Origin of the sequence: Pseudomonas sp. NPDC077408, from assembly GCF_050269105.1 — a bacterium.
Taxonomy (GTDB): Bacteria; Pseudomonadota; Gammaproteobacteria; order Pseudomonadales; family Pseudomonadaceae; genus Stutzerimonas.
In genome coordinates this window covers 1-17,553 of the sequence record NZ_JBNNHS010000015.1, presented here as the reverse complement: position 1 = coordinate 17,553, position 17,553 = coordinate 1, and the positions used below count along the sequence as shown (strand labels likewise).

The 17,553-nt window shown below is 58.5% G+C and carries 18 protein-coding genes; 8 read left to right on the top strand and 10 right to left on the bottom strand.

The genetic code is table 11. The features are described from left to right. Positions 1-174 precede the first annotated feature (174 nt). The 3 genes from greB to ACQKEK_RS22405 all read right to left on the bottom strand — a co-directional run bounded on the left by greB (position 175) and on the right by ACQKEK_RS22405 (position 3,921). A complete protein-coding gene (gene greB / locus ACQKEK_RS22415; protein ID WP_045426408.1) occupies positions 175-672 on the bottom strand; it encodes a transcription elongation factor GreB in 498 nt (165 codons plus the stop codon). 64 nt (positions 673-736) lie between these two features. Then, complete coding sequence (locus ACQKEK_RS22410) at positions 737-3,238, bottom strand: ABC transporter permease (RefSeq protein ID WP_499144401.1); 2,502 nt, start codon at positions 3,236-3,238, stop codon at positions 737-739. After that, positions 3,235-3,921, bottom strand: a complete 687-nt coding sequence (locus tag ACQKEK_RS22405) for an ABC transporter ATP-binding protein (RefSeq protein WP_499144400.1) — start codon at positions 3,919-3,921, stop codon at positions 3,235-3,237. The genes ACQKEK_RS22410 and ACQKEK_RS22405 overlap by 4 nt, the downstream gene beginning before the upstream one ends. Positions 3,922-3,931: 10 nt before the next feature. On the opposite strand from ACQKEK_RS22405, the gene ACQKEK_RS22400 reads away from it, so the two are divergent. From ACQKEK_RS22400 to ACQKEK_RS22390, 3 genes are all read left to right on the top strand, one after another. Next, positions 3,932-4,537 carry an arylesterase gene (locus ACQKEK_RS22400; protein ID WP_128121171.1) on the top strand — a complete coding sequence of 202 codons (606 nt, stop codon included), beginning with the start codon at positions 3,932-3,934 and terminating at the stop codon, positions 4,535-4,537. Positions 4,538-4,582: 45 nt separating this feature from the next. Then, a complete protein-coding gene (locus tag ACQKEK_RS22395) occupies positions 4,583-4,864 on the top strand; it encodes a hypothetical protein (protein WP_499144399.1) in 282 nt (93 codons plus the stop codon). A 68-nt stretch (positions 4,865-4,932) separates the two neighbouring features. Next, positions 4,933-5,895 carry a L,D-transpeptidase family protein gene (locus ACQKEK_RS22390; protein WP_499144398.1) on the top strand — a complete coding sequence of 321 codons (963 nt, stop codon included), beginning with the start codon at positions 4,933-4,935 and terminating at the stop codon, positions 5,893-5,895. An 87-nt stretch (positions 5,896-5,982) separates the two neighbouring features. Here ACQKEK_RS22390 and ACQKEK_RS22385 read toward each other — a convergent pair whose 3' ends face one another. Next, positions 5,983-6,237, bottom strand: a complete 255-nt coding sequence (locus ACQKEK_RS22385) for an Lpp/OprI family alanine-zipper lipoprotein (protein ID WP_029404583.1) — start codon at positions 6,235-6,237, stop codon at positions 5,983-5,985. Positions 6,238-6,660: 423 nt separating this feature from the next. On the opposite strand from ACQKEK_RS22385, the gene ACQKEK_RS22380 reads away from it, so the two are divergent. Then, a complete protein-coding gene (locus tag ACQKEK_RS22380; protein ID WP_499144397.1) occupies positions 6,661-6,951 on the top strand; it encodes a GNAT family N-acetyltransferase in 291 nt (96 codons plus the stop codon). A 41-nt stretch (positions 6,952-6,992) separates the two neighbouring features. Here the strand turns inward: ACQKEK_RS22380 and ACQKEK_RS22375 are convergent, their stop codons facing one another. After that, positions 6,993-8,069 carry a 3-deoxy-7-phosphoheptulonate synthase gene (locus ACQKEK_RS22375; protein ID WP_046163601.1) on the bottom strand — a complete coding sequence of 359 codons (1,077 nt, stop codon included), beginning with the start codon at positions 8,067-8,069 and terminating at the stop codon, positions 6,993-6,995. A 264-nt stretch (positions 8,070-8,333) separates the two neighbouring features. Between ACQKEK_RS22375 and ACQKEK_RS22370 the strand changes: the two genes are divergently transcribed. Next, on the top strand, positions 8,334-9,281 hold the full coding sequence (locus tag ACQKEK_RS22370) for a putative 2-dehydropantoate 2-reductase (RefSeq protein WP_499144396.1): 948 nt from the start codon (positions 8,334-8,336) through the stop codon (positions 9,279-9,281). A gap of 320 nt (positions 9,282-9,601) precedes the next feature. Then, the gene (cysB, locus tag ACQKEK_RS22365; protein WP_499144395.1) at positions 9,602-10,576 is read left to right on the top strand and encodes an HTH-type transcriptional regulator CysB; all 975 of its coding nucleotides are present in this window, start codon (positions 9,602-9,604) and stop codon (positions 10,574-10,576) included. A 110-nt stretch (positions 10,577-10,686) separates the two neighbouring features. On the opposite strand, the gene ACQKEK_RS22360 is transcribed toward cysB, so the two are convergent. Continuing rightward, positions 10,687-11,421, bottom strand: a complete 735-nt coding sequence (locus tag ACQKEK_RS22360; protein WP_499144394.1) for a phosphoadenylyl-sulfate reductase — start codon at positions 11,419-11,421, stop codon at positions 10,687-10,689. Between the two features lie 185 nt (positions 11,422-11,606). Between ACQKEK_RS22360 and thrH the strand changes: the two genes are divergently transcribed. Beyond that, on the top strand, positions 11,607-12,224 hold the full coding sequence (thrH, locus tag ACQKEK_RS22355) for a bifunctional phosphoserine phosphatase/homoserine phosphotransferase ThrH (RefSeq protein WP_045426436.1): 618 nt from the start codon (positions 11,607-11,609) through the stop codon (positions 12,222-12,224). 42 nt (positions 12,225-12,266) lie between these two features. Here thrH and pabB read toward each other — a convergent pair whose 3' ends face one another. Genes pabB through rloA form a run of 4 tightly spaced genes read right to left on the bottom strand, consistent with a single transcriptional unit; the run spans position 12,267 to position 16,718 of the window. Continuing rightward, positions 12,267-13,616 carry an aminodeoxychorismate synthase component I gene (gene pabB, locus ACQKEK_RS22350; RefSeq protein WP_499144393.1) on the bottom strand — a complete coding sequence of 450 codons (1,350 nt, stop codon included), beginning with the start codon at positions 13,614-13,616 and terminating at the stop codon, positions 12,267-12,269. Between the two features lie 47 nt (positions 13,617-13,663). Then, positions 13,664-14,647, bottom strand: a complete 984-nt coding sequence (locus tag ACQKEK_RS22345) for an alpha-L-glutamate ligase-like protein (protein WP_128121178.1) — start codon at positions 14,645-14,647, stop codon at positions 13,664-13,666. A gap of 3 nt (positions 14,648-14,650) precedes the next feature. Then, on the bottom strand, positions 14,651-16,177 hold the full coding sequence (rloB, locus tag ACQKEK_RS22340; protein WP_128121179.1) for an osmotic stress tolerance membrane protein RloB: 1,527 nt from the start codon (positions 16,175-16,177) through the stop codon (positions 14,651-14,653). 4 nt (positions 16,178-16,181) lie between these two features. Continuing rightward, the gene (rloA, locus tag ACQKEK_RS22335; RefSeq protein ID WP_128121180.1) at positions 16,182-16,718 is read right to left on the bottom strand and encodes a retropepsin-like aspartic peptidase RloA; all 537 of its coding nucleotides are present in this window, start codon (positions 16,716-16,718) and stop codon (positions 16,182-16,184) included. 266 nt (positions 16,719-16,984) lie between these two features. Here rloA and ACQKEK_RS22330 point away from each other — a divergent pair. Continuing rightward, a partial coding sequence (locus ACQKEK_RS22330; protein ID WP_499167701.1) for a GntR family transcriptional regulator occupies positions 16,985-17,553 on the top strand: 569 nt, incomplete at its 3' end.

Here is a 17,553-nt window from a genome sequence, read left to right as displayed (position 1 = left end):
TAGCGCAGGCGTTCCGCCTGCGGGATGGTGGCCGGGCTTGGTGGCGGCCACCGAGGCGTCTGTTACCAGATGGAACATCTGGCTGGGTAGGAAAGTGATGATTTGTAAGTTAGCCGAAATTAACCGCTAGATCGAAGAAATACGTGACTAATCGGTCTCAAGATAACTGGTTGGTCATGGGTAGTCGATCGCGACGATGTACCAGAGTTTTGGTCCGGTGGGCGTTTGCACCTGGACTTCAGCATCCAGCGTTTTTCCAACCAAGGCACGCGCCAACGGCGAATCGATGCTGATCAGCCCCTGGCGCAGGTCCAGCTCATCTGGCCCGACAATACGGTAGCGGGCCTGCGCGCCATCTTCGTCCTCGACTGTCACCCAGGCGCCAAAATACACCTTGCCGGGGTCGCTGGGTCGTTCACCGACGACCTTGAGTTTTTCCAGTCGTTTGGTCAAAAAACGTACGCGGCTGTCGATTTCGCGCAGCATCTTCTTACCGTAGGTGTATTCGGCGTTTTCCGAACGGTCACCTTGCGCCGCCGCCTCGCTGACAGACTGGGTGACCTGTGGACGCTTCACGTGCCACAGCTCGTGCAGTTCGGCTCGTAGCCGTGCCTCGCCTTCGGGGGTGATCAGAGGGGTTCCGGCAGGGCGAGGTGGACGATAACGGCTCATGGAGTTTCCAGTTCAGGCACGGGCTGGGCATTCTACAGGTTGTCAAACGCTCAGCCTGCTCCGGTCAATTTTCACGCAGGACGTTCAGTGGGCTGGCATTAAGGGCTCGCCGCGTCCCCAGCACCCCAGCCGCACCGACCAGCAGCGCGCCGATCAGCGGTAGCAGTAACAGCCATGGATGCGGCTGCCAGCGAAGATCGAAGACGAAGTGATAGAGCAGGGCGCTGACCAGTTCACAACCCAATGCGGCAAGTACACCACTGGCGGCCCCCAATACCCCAAATTCGGTACGTCTGGCTCTGATCAATAACGTTCGCTCCGCTCCGAGTGCTCGGAGCAGTGCACCTTGACGAATCCGTTCGTCCAGCGTGGCTTGTAGACCGGCGAACAATACCGCTAGCCCTGCTGCCAGCACGAACATCAGCACATATTCGACCGCTAGCGAAACCTGCGACAGGATGCTGCGCAACTGGCTGAGCAAGGCTTTCACCTGCAATATCGTTGCGGACGGAAAATCCCTGGCTAGCTGTACCAGCTCGCGATCCTTCCCTTCGGGCAGATGAAAGCTGGTCATGTAGGTGGCGGGTATATCCTCCAAGGTCTGTGGCTCGAAGATCATGTAGAAGTTGGGTTGGAAGCTGTCCCAGTTGACCTCCCGCAGACTGGTCACGCTGACGTCGCGGGTGAGCCCACCAACTGTGAAGCTGAGTCGGTCACCCAGCTGTACCTGAAGACTCTCGGCCAGCTCGGCTTCCACTGACACGCCAGGCAGTTCGCCTCTCGCTGAAGGCCACCATTGGCCGGCGGTTAGGCGATTGTCGGCAGGTATTTCCTGGGCCCAGGTCAGGCTCAGGTCCCGACGAATCGCGCGCTCGCCCTGGCTTTCCTTGCTGACCAGCTGGCGCACCGGCTCGCCGTTGATGGCAACCAGGCGACCCGGTACCACCGGATACAAAGGCGCGACGTGATCGGAGAGTGCGTCGATGCGTGCGGCGAATGCGTCCCGGTCGGCGGGCAGGACATTCAGAACAAAATGGTTGGGGGCGTCATCCGGCAATTGGTTCTGCCAGGTGTCGAGCAGTTCGCCGCGCAGCAGCCCTATTAGAGCCATGGCGAGCAGGATCAGGCCGAAAGCCAGCGACTGACCAGCCGCCGCCAGCGGGTGTCGGAGCAGTTGCCCGAGCCCTAAACGCCATGTCAGCGACGCCCCGGAAAGCGCTCGACGCAGCCCTTTCAGTGCCAGCAAAAGCAACCCGCCAAGGATCGCGGTGGCGAGCAGACCACCCCCCAGCAGCGCCAGGGTAATCTTCAGGTCCAGACTGAGCCGCCACATAATCACGCCAAGGGCGATTACGGCGGCGCCATACACCAGCCAGGAGCTTGGCGGGATCGGCAACATGTCGCGGCGCAGTACCCGCAGCGGTGGCACACGACCGAGCGCGGCCAGGGGCGGTAGTGCGAAACCGGCCAGCGCAACCAGGCCGGTCGCAATTCCCGCCAGGGCCGGCCAGAGCGTGGCCGGTGGCACTTCGCTGACCACAAGTTCGCGCAGGAGGAAGAACAACCCATGTTGCGCTGCCCAGCCCAGCAGTGCGCCAACCGTGCTGGCAAACAGGCCGAGGTAGGCGAGTTGCAGGGAATAGAGCATCAGTGCTTCGCGGCGTGACAGACCGAGGCAGCGCAACAGCGCGCTGGCATCGAAGCGGCGCGACGCGAAACGCGCCGCCGATAAGGCCACTGCGACACCCGCGAGCAGCACGGCGGCCAGGCTGGCCAAGTTCAGGTAGCGCTCGGCGCGCCCCAGCGCACCCCCGATTTGGCGGTTGCCGTCTTTGGCTGTCTCGATACGTTGGTGTGGTTGGAGGTCGGCTTTGATGCGCTCTTCATAAGCTCCCAGCTGTTCGGGCGAGCCGCGCCAGAGTTCGCGATAGCTCACACGGCTACCGGGCTGGACCACGCCGGTGGCCTCTAGATCGTCGAGATGCATCAGCACGCGTGGCGTCAAGCTGTAGAAATCGCCGACGCGATCAGGTTCGTAAGTCAGTACGCGGGTCAGCCGCAGCGGCTTGTTACCCACCTCTATTTGATCGCCGATCTGCAGGTCCAGGGCGGGGAACAGGCGCGCTTCGGCCCAGGCTTCGCCTGGCTGCGGGCCTGGACCTGGTTGTTCTGGCTGGTAGGGCGCTGCTGCACTGCGAAGCTCTCCGCGTAACGGATAGCTATCGTCAGCGGCTTTGACGCTGGTCAGCTGCAGGTTGTCATCCGTTGCGACGACGCTGGAGAACTCAACCACCCGAGCGTGCTGGAGTTGTAGTTGCTCGCCTGCCTCGACCTGTTCGGGTTCGGCGGGCGCGCTGCCGCGCAGCACGAGATCGGCGCCCAGAAACTCGGTTGCACGCAGCAGCATGGCGTCGTTCAGGCGCGCGCCGAAATAGCCAATAGCCGTGCTGGCTGCGACCGCGATCAACAGCGCAAAGAACAATACGCGCAACTCACCAGCGCGCGCATCACGCAACAGCTGACGCAGCGCTAGCGTCGCCAAGCGGCTGGCGGGGACATTCTTCATCGGCTCAACTCGTCGAGGAGTTGCCGACCGCCTTCCAGGCGGAGCAGATGCTGACAACGCTGTGCCAAGCGTTCGTCATGAGTCACCAGCACCAATGTCGTGCCGCGTTCGCGGTTGAGCTCGGACAACAGCTCGGTGATGGTTGCGCCCGTATGACTGTCGAGGTTGCCGGTCGGCTCATCAGCGAACAACACCGCCGGTTCCGCGGCAAATGCGCGGGCCACGGCGACACGCTGTTGTTCGCCGCCTGACAGTTGCCTTGGGTAATGGTGCAAACGCGCGCCTAGGCCAACCCGGTCGAGCAGTTCGGTAGCTTTCGCCTGTGCGTCACGGCGGCCATGCAGTTCCAGTGGCAGCATGACGTTTTCCAGGGCGTTGAGACTGTCGAGCAGCTGAAACGATTGAAAGACGAAACCGACGTGTTCAGCTCGCACGCGTGCCCGCTGGTCTTCGTCGAGTGCGCCAAGCAGGTGGCCGGCCAGGTGCACCTCGCCCGAGCTGGGCAGGTCCAGGCCAGCCAACAAGCCGAGCAGTGTCGATTTACCAGAACCGGAAGTGCCGACTATCGCAAGGCTGTCGCCCTTGTCGAGACTCAATGACACATCGTCTAGTATCGCCAGCTCGCCTTCCGCGCTGGGTACCGCTTTGCTAAGGTTCCGGGCGTAAAGAATGCTGGCGCTCATGGAGATTCCGATGCGAAATTGGCTGAAAGGTGGGGTCCTGGTTTTGCTGTGCTGGGCTCAGGGCGCCTTGGCGGGAACGGTGTTGGTGGTCGGGGATAGTATCAGCGCCGCTTTCGGGCTGGAAACCAGCCAGGGCTGGGTACAGCTGCTTCAGCAACGCCTTGATACAGAGAATCTCGATCATCGCGTGGTGAACGCTTCGATCAGCGGTGACACCAGCGCTGGAGGGCTGGCGAGGTTGCCTGCGCTGCTGGAGGAATATGATCCGGAAGTAGTCATTATCGAGTTAGGTGGCAATGACGGGCTCCGTGGTCAGCCGCCGAAACAACTGAATCAAAACCTGGCAGCCATGGTCGACCTATCACGCGAGGCCGATGCCAAGGTCGTGTTGCTCGGTATGCGCTTGCCCCCCAACTTGGGACAACGTTACACAAGTGCATTTGCGGACGCGTTCGACTCGCTTGCAGACGAGCAGAGCCTTCCATACGTCCCGTTTTTTCTCGAAGGTATCGGGGGCGTTGAGGGCATGATGCAAGCCGATCGAATCCATCCCACTGCGAGTGCGCAGCAGCAGTTGCTGGACAACGTCTGGCCGGTGCTCGAACCCTTGCTTTGAAACGTGCGCGCGGCTACTGTCGCGCCCCTCGAATCGGAGCCTCAGATGCCGCGCCCAGCCTGGACCCTTTTTGCCTATCGCCTCATCGTTCCAGACGAGCAGTTCGATCTGTTTGCCTGCCGCGAAAATCGGCTGCACTTGGCATTACGGCAACTTGAGTTGAATGGTCAGGTTGACCGCACGCTTTGTGGCGGTTTTCTTCCAGCGCGCCCGCTCTGGCAAGACATCGAGCGCTCGAATCTGAAAGATCGCCGCCTCTGTCCCGCTTGCCGTGAAGCACTTAGCGCACAGCGTAAAGGCCTTCCGTCTGCCGTCAGCGCCTGGTAGCTCGGCGGCCGTCAGCGGTTCGAGTACAATCGCCGCCAACACGAACACTTTCCCAAGGAAACCCCTGAATGCTTTCGCGTGCGTTTGCAGTCGCCTCCAGTGTGTCACTCGCAGCCTTGCTTTCGGCCGGCCAGTCTGTCGCTCTCGAACTACCGCTACCTCCAGAGGGTGAGGACGTGGTTGGGCAGATTCAGGTGATCAAGGCCAACTACGAGGACACGTTCGCTGCACTCGGCGAGACGCATGATCTGGGCTATCTGGAACTGATTGCGGCAAACCCGGGCGTGGATCCCTGGTTACCGGGTGAAGGGACCGACATCATCCTACCGACGCGGTACATCCTGCCGCCCGGACCGCGAGAAGGCGTCGTGATCAACCTTGCGGAGTACCGTCTGTATTACTACCCGGAAGGCGAAAACGTGGTGCACACTTTTCCGCTTGGTATCGGGCGTGAAGGGTGGGGTTCCCCGGTTGGCAATACACGGATTTCAGCCATGACAAGCAATCCGGCCTGGTACCCGCCGCAATCTATCCGCGACGAACACGCTGCCGATGGCGATCCTTTGCCCAAGGTCGTACCGCCAGGACCTGATAATCCGCTTGGTCCTTATAAGATGAGCCTGGCGTTGCCCGGGTATCTCATCCACGGTTCGAACAAAAAATTCGGTATCGGCATGCGCGTCAGTCATGGCTGTTTCCGTATGCTCAACCAAAACGTCCTGGAGCTGGCAGGCTTGGTCAAGGTCGGCACCTCGGTGCGGATCATCGATGAGCCGTACAAATTTGGCGTGAGCCAGGGCAAGATCTATCTGGAAGCACACACGCCACTTCAAGACGAAGAGAAACCGATGACACTCATGGACAAGCATGCGGTGGTCATCAATACATTGCTCAAGCGTGATGAGGCTGCAGGTTCCCTCCAGCTGGATTGGGAAATGGTTCGTGAGATCATCGCTGGCGAGGATGGCCTGCCGATCCAGATTGCCGAGCGGGGCCAAGCGCTGGCCACTCATGAAGAGCACGTCTTCTAGAATCCGCGCCTGTAGATCGCGCCAGGAGAATCTGGCGCGCATAAAAAAGCCGACCTGATTGCAGGTCGGCTTTTCTTTGCCTGAAGCTTACTTGCGGCTGGCGCGTTCCAGCATACGCAGTGCACGCTCATTGGCTTCGTCAGCAGTCTGCTGGGCCTTCTGAGCAGCCTGCAGAGCCTCGTCGGCACGGCTGTACGCTTCGTCGGCACGCGCCTGAGCGCGGGCAGAGGCGTCTTCGGTCGCGGTCAGGCGGGCTTCGCTTTCTTTGGTCATGCTGTTGCTGCAACCAGTGGCCAGAACTGCGGCGAAAGCCAGAGCAGAAAATTTCAGAACGTTGTTCATCGTGTTCCCCTTAAGGATGAAATCCATGGCAACTCCCGTTATGGAAAGTTGGCGCGCACATACTACCGATTAGTTGCGCTAAGTAAACTGAGCCAAGCAGCCGCTACCACATTTTTTCTGCATGCTCATTCATTTAACGGCAACTGCTGGTCAAACTGGCTGAAAAACAGCCAGACTCAGCCGCTGCACTCGATACATGGACCGGTGTGAGTACCGAAAAGTTGCAGTTTTCATCTGCGTCGGTCATTTGATTACAGCTCGTTCGGCTTATTGCGCGGCGGCTACTGATTTAAGCAATTGAAGCCAAGTCTTACCTGGCGGTAGCATGCGTCGTCCAGCTAACAATAAGAACGGAGAATACGTGTGGACGCTGCACGTAGTTTCCAAACAAACAGGGCAGGTCAAGCCTGCAGAGGAGGCGAGATGACCGAACAACTAAACATCCATCATGATCGAACGAGCCATCAGTTCGAGACCACCGTGGATGGTCACCGCGCGTATCTGGCCTATGTTGATCTCGGCAAACAAACTCTGGATATCTACCGGACCTTCGTACCCGATGCGCTGCGTGGTCGAGGTGTTGCGGCCGTATTGACCCAGCATGCGCTGGATTACGCCGCGAAGGAGGGTTATACGGTTATTCCTTCCTGTTCGTATGTGGAGTGGTACATCGAACGGCAGGGTGCTTCCTCGGACGGTCTCGACCGGGAATAAAAAAACGCCGGCAAGCCGGCGTTTTTCCGCTTCTGACAGCGTCAGCTGCGGGCACGGTTGGGCAGTACGTCCTTAAGCTTCGTGTGCATGCCGATAACGGCTTTTTCGGTGGCTTCCCAGTCAATACAGGCATCGGTGATCGAGACACCGTATTTCAGATCGCCGAGGTCCTTGGGAATGGGCTGGTTGCCCCAGCCCAGGTGACTTTCCACCATCAATCCAACGATCGAATTGTTGCCCTCGAGGATCTGATTGGCCACGTTGTCCATCACCAGTGGCTGCAAGGCTGGGTCCTTGTTGGAATTGGCATGGCTACAATCCACCATGATGTTGGGCTTGATGCCGGCTTTGCTGAGTTCCTGTTCGCAGACTGCGACGCTGACCGAATCATAGTTCGGCTTGCCATTCCCGCCACGCAACACCACATGACCATAGGCGTTGCCCTTGGTCGTGACGATGGAGACCCCGCCGGACTGGTTGATACCCAGGAAACGGTGTGGGCTGGATACGGATTGCAGCGCATTGATCGCTACGGTCAAGCTGCCATCGGTGCCATTTTTGAAACCCACCGAAGACGACAGCCCTGATGCCATTTCCCGGTGAGTCTGGGATTCGGTGGTCCGCGCACCGATGGCCGACCAGCTGATCAGGTCCTGCAGGTACTGGGGGGAGATCGGGTCCAAGGCTTCGGTAGCGGTCGGCAAGCCCATCTCAGCGAGATCGAGCAGTAGCTGACGGCCAATATGCAGGCCATCCTGAATCTTGAACGAGTCATCCATGTACGGATCGTTGATCAGGCCCTTCCAGCCGACCGTGGTGCGTGGCTTCTCGAAGTAGACACGCATGACCAGGAACAGGGTATCCGAGACCTTGTCGGCAAGCACTTTTAGACGCTCGGCATATTCATGCGCGGCTTTCAGGTCATGAATCGAGCAGGGGCCTATCACGACGAACAGGCGATGATCCTTGCCGTCGAGAATGTCGCGTATTACCTGGCGCCCTTCGGAGACGGTCGCCAGCGCTGCAGCGGTCAGCGGTATATCACGCTTCAACTGTTCAGGCGTAATGAGTGTCTCGTTGGAAGAAACGTTAAGGTCATCGATCGGTAAATCAGCCATCGTGTTCTCGTCAATCACAGATGCCGTCCGCCAGCCAATCCCGGTGCGGCGGAGCAGAGCTTGAGGGCGCAGCGGGGAAGCGGAACCTTATCGCGTATTGCGCTGCCTCGACAATCATCTTGAAGTCGGACTGCCATATCGCCGGTGGCTGGCGTGCCAGGTAGCTATTCATAGCCGCTGGGCGCTGCCTGGGGACACTGATAAGGTGACCGTTTAACGTGCGCCAACCATGGCGTCCCACTGATCTGTAGTTGGAGTTCCCGCATGACTGCTCCCAAATCTCGAATCGGAATCATCGGTGCTGGCGCTATCGGCGGCTTTTACGGCGTGATGCTCGCCCGGGCTGGCTACGATGTGCATTTCCTTTTGCGCAGCGAATACGAGACGGTTCTGCAGAATGGGCTGCAGATAAACAGTGCGGTGCATGGCTCGATGCACCTGGACTCGGTACAGGCCTACCGCATTGCTGCGCAAATGCCCAAATGTGATTGGCTGCTGATTGGCGCGAAAAGCACCAGCAATTCGGAGTTGGCTCCCCTGATCGCCCAGGCTGCAGCGGAAAATGCCAAAGTTGTGGTGTTGCAGAACGGCCTGGGGGTTGAGGAGACCCTGCGCCAGGTGCTGCCGGACGACATCCATCTGCTGGGCGGTCTCTGTTTCATCTGCGCCCATCGATCAGCGTTAGGCGTTGTGGAGCACCAGGCGCTTGGTGGAGTGAATCTTGGCTACCACTCCGGCCCGGCCAGCGCTGCTGAGCAGCAGAGCTTGGTTGAAGAGGGTGTTTTCATGTTCCGTGCGGCGGGTGTCGACTCTAATGCGGCTACGAACCTCGCGCAGGCGCGTTGGCAGAAGCTGGTCTGGAATCTGCCGTATAACGGTCTTTCCGTATTGCTCGACGCCGGTACGGAACCCTTGATGAAAGATCCGAACAGCCGAGCGCTGGTTAGATCGATCATGCTGGAAGCCTGTGGAGCTGCCGCCGCGTGTGGCGAGCCGCTGCCCGATGCGATGGTGGACCGAATGTTGATGGCCACCGATCACATGCCCAACTATCTGCCGAGCATGTATCACGATCATGTAAACGGTCGCCCGATGGAGCTTGATGCGATCTATGCCGCTCCGCTGGCTGCTGCGGCAGGAGTGGGATTTGCGATGCCGAAGACCGAGACGCTTTACCAGGCTCTGCGTTTCCTGTCAGCACGCGCGCTCTGACGATTTTGGCCAGCCCGCCCGGCGGCTCATGTCCGCTGGGCGGTTCTCGGTGCCGTAGTGGTTCGCTTCTCGGCTGCTAAGCTCAATAGGACCGCCAGATACGGGTTCTGTGGCTGGCCCGGCAATGCGATTGGGTTGGCAGACCTATAAAGAGCGAGGGTTGGGCTTGTCGCTCTGCCTTGGCGAAGGGGGGAAGGAGTCTATGGCTCGATATCTGCAGGCGGCTCATACGGAAATGGCCTAGAATTCCGCCGTTCTGGTGCTTAAAGTTATAAAAATATGGATGGCGTCCGGGCGCCATTGGCCTTTGAGGGATCTCTATGAAGCTTCAGCAACTGCGTTACATCTGGGAGGTGGCGCATCATGACCTCAATGTATCGGCAACAGCGCAAAGCCTGTTCACCTCGCAGCCTGGTATAAGCAAACAGATTCGTTTGCTCGAAGATGAGCTGGGCGTAGAGGTTTTCGCGCGCAGCGGGAAGCATCTGACCAGGGTTACGCCAGCTGGTGAGCGGATCATCACTACCGCTGGAGAGATCCTTCGTAAATGCGAAAGCATTAAACAGATCGCCCAGGAGTTCTCCAACGAGAAGCGCGGCACGCTGAGCATCGCGACCACCCATACGCAAGCGCGCTACGCACTGCCGCCCGTGATCAGTGCATTCATCAAGCAATACCCGGACGTATCGCTGCATATGCACCAAGGCACGCCAATGCAGATTGCAGAGATGGCCGCAGATGGAACCGTCGATTTCGCTATTGCTACCGAGGGGCTGGAACTGTTCGGCGACCTGGTCATGATGCCGTGCTATCGCTGGAACCGTTGCGTCGTCGTGCCGCAGGGGCATCCGCTGGCAAAACTGGAGAAGCTCACGCTGGAAGCCTTGGCTGAGCATCCAATCGTGACCTACGTGTTCGGTTTCACCGGACGGTCCAAGCTGGACGAGGCGTTCAGCCACAGGGGGCTGTCACCGAAGGTGGTCTTTACCGCCGCTGATGCCGACGTCATCAAGACCTATGTGCGCCTCGGATTGGGTGTCGGGATCGTTGCGCGCATGGCCGTCGATGCAAAGCTCGACCCGGATCTGGTCGTGCTCGATGCGAGCGAGCTGTTCGAGTCCAGCGTGACCAAAATCGGGTTCCGCCGCGGCACCTTTCTGCGCGGCTTCATGTGCGACTTCATCGAAACCTTTGCGCCGCATCTCGATCGCGAAATGCTGGAGAAAGCCGTGCATTGCAAAAATAAGGTCGAGCTGGATGAATTGTTCATGAACGTCGACCTGCCAACCTTTTAAGCCCACCTCGACAAGAGGCAGGGAGCGGGCGAAACGGGAACGTTCGGTGCCAAGCCGTGACGAGGGGGCCATTCGTAGGCCCCTTCATCGAGAAAGGCTAGCGTCGGCCGTTAGCTTTTAGCGATCAGGTTGCCAGCGTGTAAGCCGCATTCCTTCTGGGTCGACTCTTCCCACCACCAGCGGCCCTCACGTTCGTGCTGATTGGGCAGTACCGGACGTGTGCACGGCTCGCAACCAATGCTGATAAACCCGCGCTCGTGCAGGCTGTTATATGGCAGTTCGAGCATGCGGATGTAGCCCCACACTTCTTCGCTGGACATCTGCGCCAGTGGGTTGAACTTGTACAGGCTGTGGTTGGGTGTGGAAAAAGCGCTGTCAATCTCGAGCACCGCAACCTGGCTGCGCGTACCCGGGCTCTGGTCGCGGCGCTGGCCTGTTGCCCAGGCGCGAACGCCTGACAACTTGCGACGCAAGGGTTCGATCTTGCGAATCCCGCAGCACTCGCCATGGCCGTCGCGATAGAAACTGAACAGCCCCTTTTCGTTGACCATAGGCTGTAGCAGTGCTGGATCCGGCGTCATGATTTCGATGGGGATACCATAGTGCTCGCGAACCTGCTCGATGAAGCGATAGGTCTCGCTGTGCAGTCGTCCGGTATCGAGGCTGAACACTTTCACGCTCTTGTTCAGCTTCCAGGCCATGTCGACCAGCACGACGTCCTCAGCTCCGCTGAACGAGATCCACAAATCATCACCGAAAAGATCAAAGGCCAGTTTGAGAATGTCCTGCGGGGATTTGCCGGCATAGGAGGCTGCCAGCGCGGCTACATCAATGGGTTGGCTCATCAGGCGGCTTCCTTGGTTGGCGCTTGGTGCGCTCTACTGGCAACGATGTTAACAAACAGTTGTTATGACGCTAAATAACGTTTCAGGTCTACAGACCGCTCTTTGTGGAATAAGCGACGCGTTGCTTCGATGGGTCCATGCCGTTAGAGTGCCGCTTCAATTTTTCTGCTGTAAGGAGCGCGCCCGTGGAAATAGCCTGTCTCGACCTGGAAGGTGTTTTGGTTCCGGAAATCTGGATTGCCTTCGCCGAGGCCACCGGAATCGAATCGCTGCGGGCGACCACGCGCGACATTCCTGACTACGACGTGCTGATGAAACAGCGACTGAGAATTCTGGACGAGCACAATCTGAAGCTCTCGGACATCCAGAAAGTCATCGCCACGCTGAAGCCGCTCGATGGCGCCGTCGATTTCGTGGACTGGCTGCGAGAGCGTTTCCAGGTCGTGATTCTGTCCGATACATTTTACGAGTTCTCGCAGCCACTGATGCGCCAGCTGGGTTTCCCCACGCTGCTCTGTCATCGTCTGATCACCGACGACTCGGATCGCGTCGTGGACTACCAGCTGCGCCAGAAAGATCCCAAGCGACAGTCGGTGATCGCGCTGAAGAGCCTCTACTACCGCATCATCGCAGCAGGCGACTCGTACAACGACACCACCATGCTTTCCGAGGCGCATGCCGGCATCCTCTTCCATGCGCCGGACAACGTCATCCGAGAGTTCCCGCAGTTTCCCGCGGTGCATACCTTCGATGCGCTCAAGCAAGAATTCATCAAGGCATCCAGCCGCAAGCTGACGCTGTAAAGAAATTGGCTCCACGGCAGCTTGCCCATCCGTCGTGGAGCCTTATGCTTCTAGCGTTGTCTCCAGCGTTTCCAGCAACACGCTCACCTTATCCAGGGTTTCCTGATACTCAGCCTGCCAGGCTGAATCTGCCACGATGCCGCCGCCGCCCCAGCAGTAGACGTCTTCTTTTCGGAACAGCAGGGTGCGGATCGCAATAGAGCTATCCATTTCGCCGCGCACATCCAGATAAAGTAACGAGCCACAGTAAATGGCGCGGCGAGTAGGCTCTAGCTCACCGATGATCTCCATAGCACGGATCTTCGGTGCGCCTGTGATCGATCCGCCGGGAAAGGCGCCGGTGAGCAGATCGAGCGCATCCTTGCCCGTTGCAAGCCGCCCGCTGACGCTGCTAACCAAGTGATGCACATTGGGATAGGTTTCCAAGGAAAACAGCTCCGGCACACGGATACTTCCGATTTCGCAGCTGCGGCCCAGGTCGTTGCGAAGCAGGTCGACAATCATCAGGTTCTCTGCCCGGTCCTTTGTGCTGGCCATCAGCGCGTCGGCTTGTGCCTGATCGCTTCGAGGATCGAGCTTTCTAGGGCGAGTGCCTTTGATCGGGCGGGTCTCGACTGTCCTGTCGCTCACGCGCAGGAAGCGCTCAGGGGAGACACTTACAATGGCTCCTTCTTCGGTCGTCATAAAGCCAGCGAAGGGGGTCGGACATGCGTCACGCAGGAGGCGGAACGCCCGCCACGGGTCGCCACTATAAGTGGCCTGAAAGCGTTGGGCGAAGTTCACCTGATAGCAGTCACCTGCTTGGATGTAATGCTGGATACGCTCGATCGCGTCTTGGTACTTGCTGGGTATCAGGTCGGGTGTGAAGGCAGATGACAGGCTGAACGTTACGAGTGGAGATTTCCAATCGGTTTCGAACAGCGTGGTCAGGCGATCGCGTTCCGTCTGATCCATTGATGGATGAAAGACCAGGTGCGTGGATTGACGCTGATGATCGTTCACCACTGCCCAGGCATAGATGCCGAACCGAGCATGGGGAAGACCCAGGTCGTCGGCAGCATCATTTGAGAACTTTTCCAATCGTGAGCCGAAGTCATAGCTGAGATAGCCCAGCAGGCCGCCTATAAAGGGAAGATCGGCGTTCGGCGGCGCTTCGGCATCACCTAACGAACGGAGCGCCTCACGCAGCCTCGAAAAAAATTCAACGCCCGTTTCCGACGCGCTAGGTTCGAGAACCTGTATTGGCCATGCGCTGAGCAAGTCGAATCGGCCACGTTCGGCAACCGGCCGGCCGGAATCGAGCAGCACTGCGCCGGGCGCATGGTGGATGCGCTCGAACCAGAAAGCTGGGTCGGGGCGATAGGGAAGGGTGTGGAGCGTGCAGAGGGGCATGATGTGTTTCGTTCGGAGGAAGCCCGGCCAGTGGGCCAGGCTCAGGTTCAGTCGTGAGCCGGGATGTGGCCAAACAGCTCCTGAGCGAATCGCACTCGCTCTTCGGGGGTTTCCTGCACCCCATCCTTCTTGAGCTCCTCGACCCGCTTTTCCACGGCGTGGGCACGGTGGGTCAGGCCACAGTCGTTAGCGATCTGAATGTTGAGGCCAGGGCGTGCGTTGAGCTCGAGAATCAGCGGTCCCTTATCCTCATCCAACACCATGTCGACACCGATATAGCCAAGGCCGCAAAGCTCGTAGCAGCCGGCTGCAAGTTTCATGAAGCCGTCCCAGTTCGGCAGCTGTACCCCGTCCACTGCGTTGGTGGTGTCGGGGTGCTTGGTGATTTTATTGTTCAACCAGGTGCCGCGTAGCGTGATGCCTGTCGCCAGATCTACTCCAACGCCGATGGCACCCTGGTGCAGGTTGGCCTTACCGCCTGACTGCCGAGTCGGCAGGCGCAACATGGCCATTACCGGGTAACCCATCAGAACGATAATGCGAATATCCGGGACGCCTTCGTAACTGATGCTCTTAAAAATCGGGTCAGGGGTAACGCGGTATTCGATCAGGGCGCGGTCACGGTGACCGCCCAGCGAATACAACCCGGTGAGGATGTTGGAAATCTGATGCTCGATCTCGTCGTGAGTAATGATCTTTCCTGACACCGTCCGGTAACGACCCTCGAATCGATCGGCTATGACGAGTATGCCGTCACCGCCCGCACCCTGCGCTGGTTTGACCACAAAGTCGGTGTGGTCTTTGACGATATCCTTGAGCTTTTCGATATCACGCTCGGTCTCGATGATCCCGTACATCTCCGGGACATCGATACCGGCTTCGATTGCTCGTTCCTTGGTGATGATCTTGTCATCGACGATCGGATACAGGTTGCGCTTGTTGTACTTGAGCACGTAGTCCGCATTGCGGCGATTGATACCCATGATGCCTTTGGCTTCGAGGGCCTTCCACGTCTTGATTAGACCGAACATGGCTCAATCCTTCAAAAAGGCTTTGAAACGAAACAGTTCGGTCAGGCGGTAGCCGCGATAACGACCCATCGCGAGCATGAAGCCAACCATGATCAGCAGCACTGCCGGGAAGGTGAAGATGAAGTAGGTCAGCTCCGGAATGTTCATCAGCAGGAACGCCAGCGCAGCTGCGATGAGCGTACCGACTGCCACCTTGAACGCATGACCGCCGCCGCGTTCTTCCCAGGTGATGGAGAGGCGCTCGATGGTCATGGTCAGGATGACCATGGGGAACAGTGAGACGGATAGGCCGCGCTCGAGCCCAAGCTTGTGGCTGAACAGGCTGATCACCGCGATCAGCACCACCACGAACGTGAGCACAACGGACAGGCGGGGCAGCATTTGGAGTTTCAAATGTTCCAAATACGAGCGCAGCGACAGGCCCATTGCAGTGATGACGGTGAACAGGATGATGCCGAAGCCGATCTGGGTTTCACGGAAGGCCAGCGCAATCAGTACTGGTGTAAAGGTGCCCAGTGTTTGCAAACCGCCGAGGTTGCGCAGAATCAGAATGACCAGAACGCCGATCGGAATCATGATCATGATCTGGTAGGTCTGCTGAGTTTGCAGTGGAAGGCCGTAAAGCGAATATTCGAGGAAGTCGGCGTCGGTATTTTCGTCAGTCAGTTTTGCCAGACGGATGGCATTCATCTCGCTGCTGTTGAGCGTAAAGGTAACTTGCGGGTTGCGCCCACCTTCGAGGTTCAGCAGCGGCTCGTTGCCGGTCCACCAGACCAGACGGTCATCAGGCAAACCTTGCTCGCCGGTTTCCGGATTGAAATACAGCCATTTGTCGCCGTTGAAGCTCCGCAGCCAGAGCTCCGGAGATTGCGCCATGTCGGCCTGCAGGCGAACCGTGTGTACGCGCTCCATGGGTACGTGGGCTATGGACAGCAATAGCTCGATCACCCGTGCCTTGTTGGGGGTCGAAGCGTCACCGCCAAGCAGCAGCTTGACGTTGTCGTCATTGGCATTGTTGACCCGCTTGATGGCTTCGCTGATGAAGGTTTCAACGTCTGCCGAATGCTGGCGAATGGGTGATAGCAATGCTTCTGCCGCAATTTTCTCAGCCCCTTCAACCGGAATGCTGTCACGGAAGATCGGGCCGGTAGCCTTGGTCTGTTCACCGCTATAGCGTCGGGTCAGTACCAGTCGGTAGTACAGCGTCTGCTTGCCATTGACCCGCCGCGCTGACCAGGTAACCCGGCGGTTGCCATCGGCACGATTGATGCTCACGCCATAGTTGTTGGAAATGAAGCTCTCATTGAGGCTGACGAATTCCTGATTGAGCGGCGGTACGTACATCTGCAGCTTCACCGGCTCGCGCGGGTTGGCCTGGAATTCGACCTTAGCGTCAATATTCCAAAGGTCATCGGTTTCATCTTCAGTCACCGGAATGCCCAATACGAATATTTGGTAGGCGGTGATTGCGATGCCCAGCGAGACGAGCAAAAGAATCAGGATTTTCAGGTGCAGGGTAAGTGCGCGCATGGGGTTACTCGTCAGCGTCAGATTCGATAATGCAGCCGGGTTTGCCAGCAGCGTACTTAAGGTCAGGGTCGACCAAGGCACCGAAGCGAGAAAGCGCATCGGAACCGATCAAAAGTGGGTATTGGAATGCGCTTCGGTCCGTGAGGTTCACTTCGATGCTGCGTTTTGCCTTGCCCATACACAAATTGAGTTCAACAACCGGGCGCGGTGTATAGGTTTTCTCTTCCTCTGGGTCGAAGTCACCAGCACGACGCTTGATCTTGCTGATGCGCTGCAACGGGAGTTCGATTGGGCGGTCATGGGCTTCATCAATAGCCAGGTAAAAGCGCACCCAGCTTTTTCCGTTGCGCTTGAAGCGTTCGATGTCGCGCGCGCTGAGCGAGGCAGTCTGGGCGCCGGTATCAAGCTTGGCTGGCACCTCCAGACCAAAATCCGGCAATGCCACATGCTCATTCAGGCCGTAGATCGTTTTGTCATCGGCCTGTGACCAGAGCGGGGCGCTTAAGAGGCAGAGCAATAGAAGGCGGGTTTTGGTGCTCATAAATCCAGGTAGTCGAGTCGGAAAAGCGGCCGGAACAACGAGCCAGGCTGAAGCACGTCGGAGCGAGCGCCGGACGTGGCGTATATAGCGGCGCATTCTAGCATGGGCGGCAGATCACGAAGCTAGGCTCAAGCCGTAACGCGGCGCCATGGGTCCAGGCGACCTCAGCATCAATAGAGCGATTGTCGACAATCTACTTTTGTATTATTGACCGAGCGTGGTCTCAGGGCTAAGTTGTGGCCATAAACCGCTGAGGTGTCAACAATATGCTGGATGCGCTGGAAGTCCCCCGCCTTGATCAGGTGGACAGCGGAACCCTCTCCGAGCACGTATTTCGACGGATTCAGGCGGCCATTGTGAAAGGCGATATCGCGCCCGGTAGCAAGATATCGGAGCCTGAGCTTGCGCGTACCTACGGCATCAGTCGCGGGCCACTGCGCGAGGCGATCCACAGGCTGGAAGGGCAGAAGCTGCTGGTTCGCGTGCCGCATGTTGGCGCACGGGTGGTGTCGCTCAGCCATGCCGAGCTGATCGAGCTCTACGAGATCCGTGAGTCACTGGAAGGCATGGCCTGTCGCCTGGCTGCCGAGCGTATGAGCGAGGCGGACATCCAAGACCTGCGCAAGGTATTGAGCACCCACGAGCGCGATGAGGCCTTCCAGGCCGGCGTCGGCTACTACCAGCAGGAAGGCGACTTCGACTTCCATTACCGGATTATCCAAGGCAGCGGTAACCGCACTCTGGCCAAGTTGCTGTGCGACGAGCTGTATCAACTTGTCCGTATGTACCGCATCCAGTTTTCCGCAACGCCCAACCGCCCGCGTCAGGCGTTCGC

What these genes read in the sequence shown, in the direction of transcription:
- greB (WP_045426408.1), bottom strand. Translation starts at nt 672, where the DNA reads ATGAGCCGTTATCGTCCACCTCGCCCTGCCGGAACCCCTCTGATCACC.
- ACQKEK_RS22410 (WP_499144401.1), bottom strand. Translation starts at nt 3,238, where the DNA reads ATGAAGAATGTCCCCGCCAGCCGCTTGGCGACGCTAGCGCTGCGTCAG.
- ACQKEK_RS22405 (WP_499144400.1), bottom strand. Translation starts at nt 3,921, where the DNA reads ATGAGCGCCAGCATTCTTTACGCCCGGAACCTTAGCAAAGCGGTACCC.
- ACQKEK_RS22400 (WP_128121171.1), top strand. Translation starts at nt 3,932, where the DNA reads ATGCGAAATTGGCTGAAAGGTGGGGTCCTGGTTTTGCTGTGCTGGGCT.
- ACQKEK_RS22395 (WP_499144399.1), top strand. Translation starts at nt 4,583, where the DNA reads ATGCCGCGCCCAGCCTGGACCCTTTTTGCCTATCGCCTCATCGTTCCA.
- ACQKEK_RS22390 (WP_499144398.1), top strand. Translation starts at nt 4,933, where the DNA reads ATGCTTTCGCGTGCGTTTGCAGTCGCCTCCAGTGTGTCACTCGCAGCC.
- ACQKEK_RS22385 (WP_029404583.1), bottom strand. Translation starts at nt 6,237, where the DNA reads ATGAACAACGTTCTGAAATTTTCTGCTCTGGCTTTCGCCGCAGTTCTG.
- ACQKEK_RS22380 (WP_499144397.1), top strand. Translation starts at nt 6,661, where the DNA reads ATGACCGAACAACTAAACATCCATCATGATCGAACGAGCCATCAGTTC.
- ACQKEK_RS22375 (WP_046163601.1), bottom strand. Translation starts at nt 8,069, where the DNA reads ATGGCTGATTTACCGATCGATGACCTTAACGTTTCTTCCAACGAGACA.
- ACQKEK_RS22370 (WP_499144396.1), top strand. Translation starts at nt 8,334, where the DNA reads ATGACTGCTCCCAAATCTCGAATCGGAATCATCGGTGCTGGCGCTATC.
- cysB (WP_499144395.1), top strand. Translation starts at nt 9,602, where the DNA reads ATGAAGCTTCAGCAACTGCGTTACATCTGGGAGGTGGCGCATCATGAC.
- ACQKEK_RS22360 (WP_499144394.1), bottom strand. Translation starts at nt 11,421, where the DNA reads ATGAGCCAACCCATTGATGTAGCCGCGCTGGCAGCCTCCTATGCCGGC.
- pabB (WP_499144393.1), bottom strand. Translation starts at nt 13,616, where the DNA reads ATGCCCCTCTGCACGCTCCACACCCTTCCCTATCGCCCCGACCCAGCT.
- ACQKEK_RS22345 (WP_128121178.1), bottom strand. Translation starts at nt 14,647, where the DNA reads ATGTTCGGTCTAATCAAGACGTGGAAGGCCCTCGAAGCCAAAGGCATC.
- rloB (WP_128121179.1), bottom strand. Translation starts at nt 16,177, where the DNA reads ATGCGCGCACTTACCCTGCACCTGAAAATCCTGATTCTTTTGCTCGTC.
- rloA (WP_128121180.1), bottom strand. Translation starts at nt 16,718, where the DNA reads ATGAGCACCAAAACCCGCCTTCTATTGCTCTGCCTCTTAAGCGCCCCG.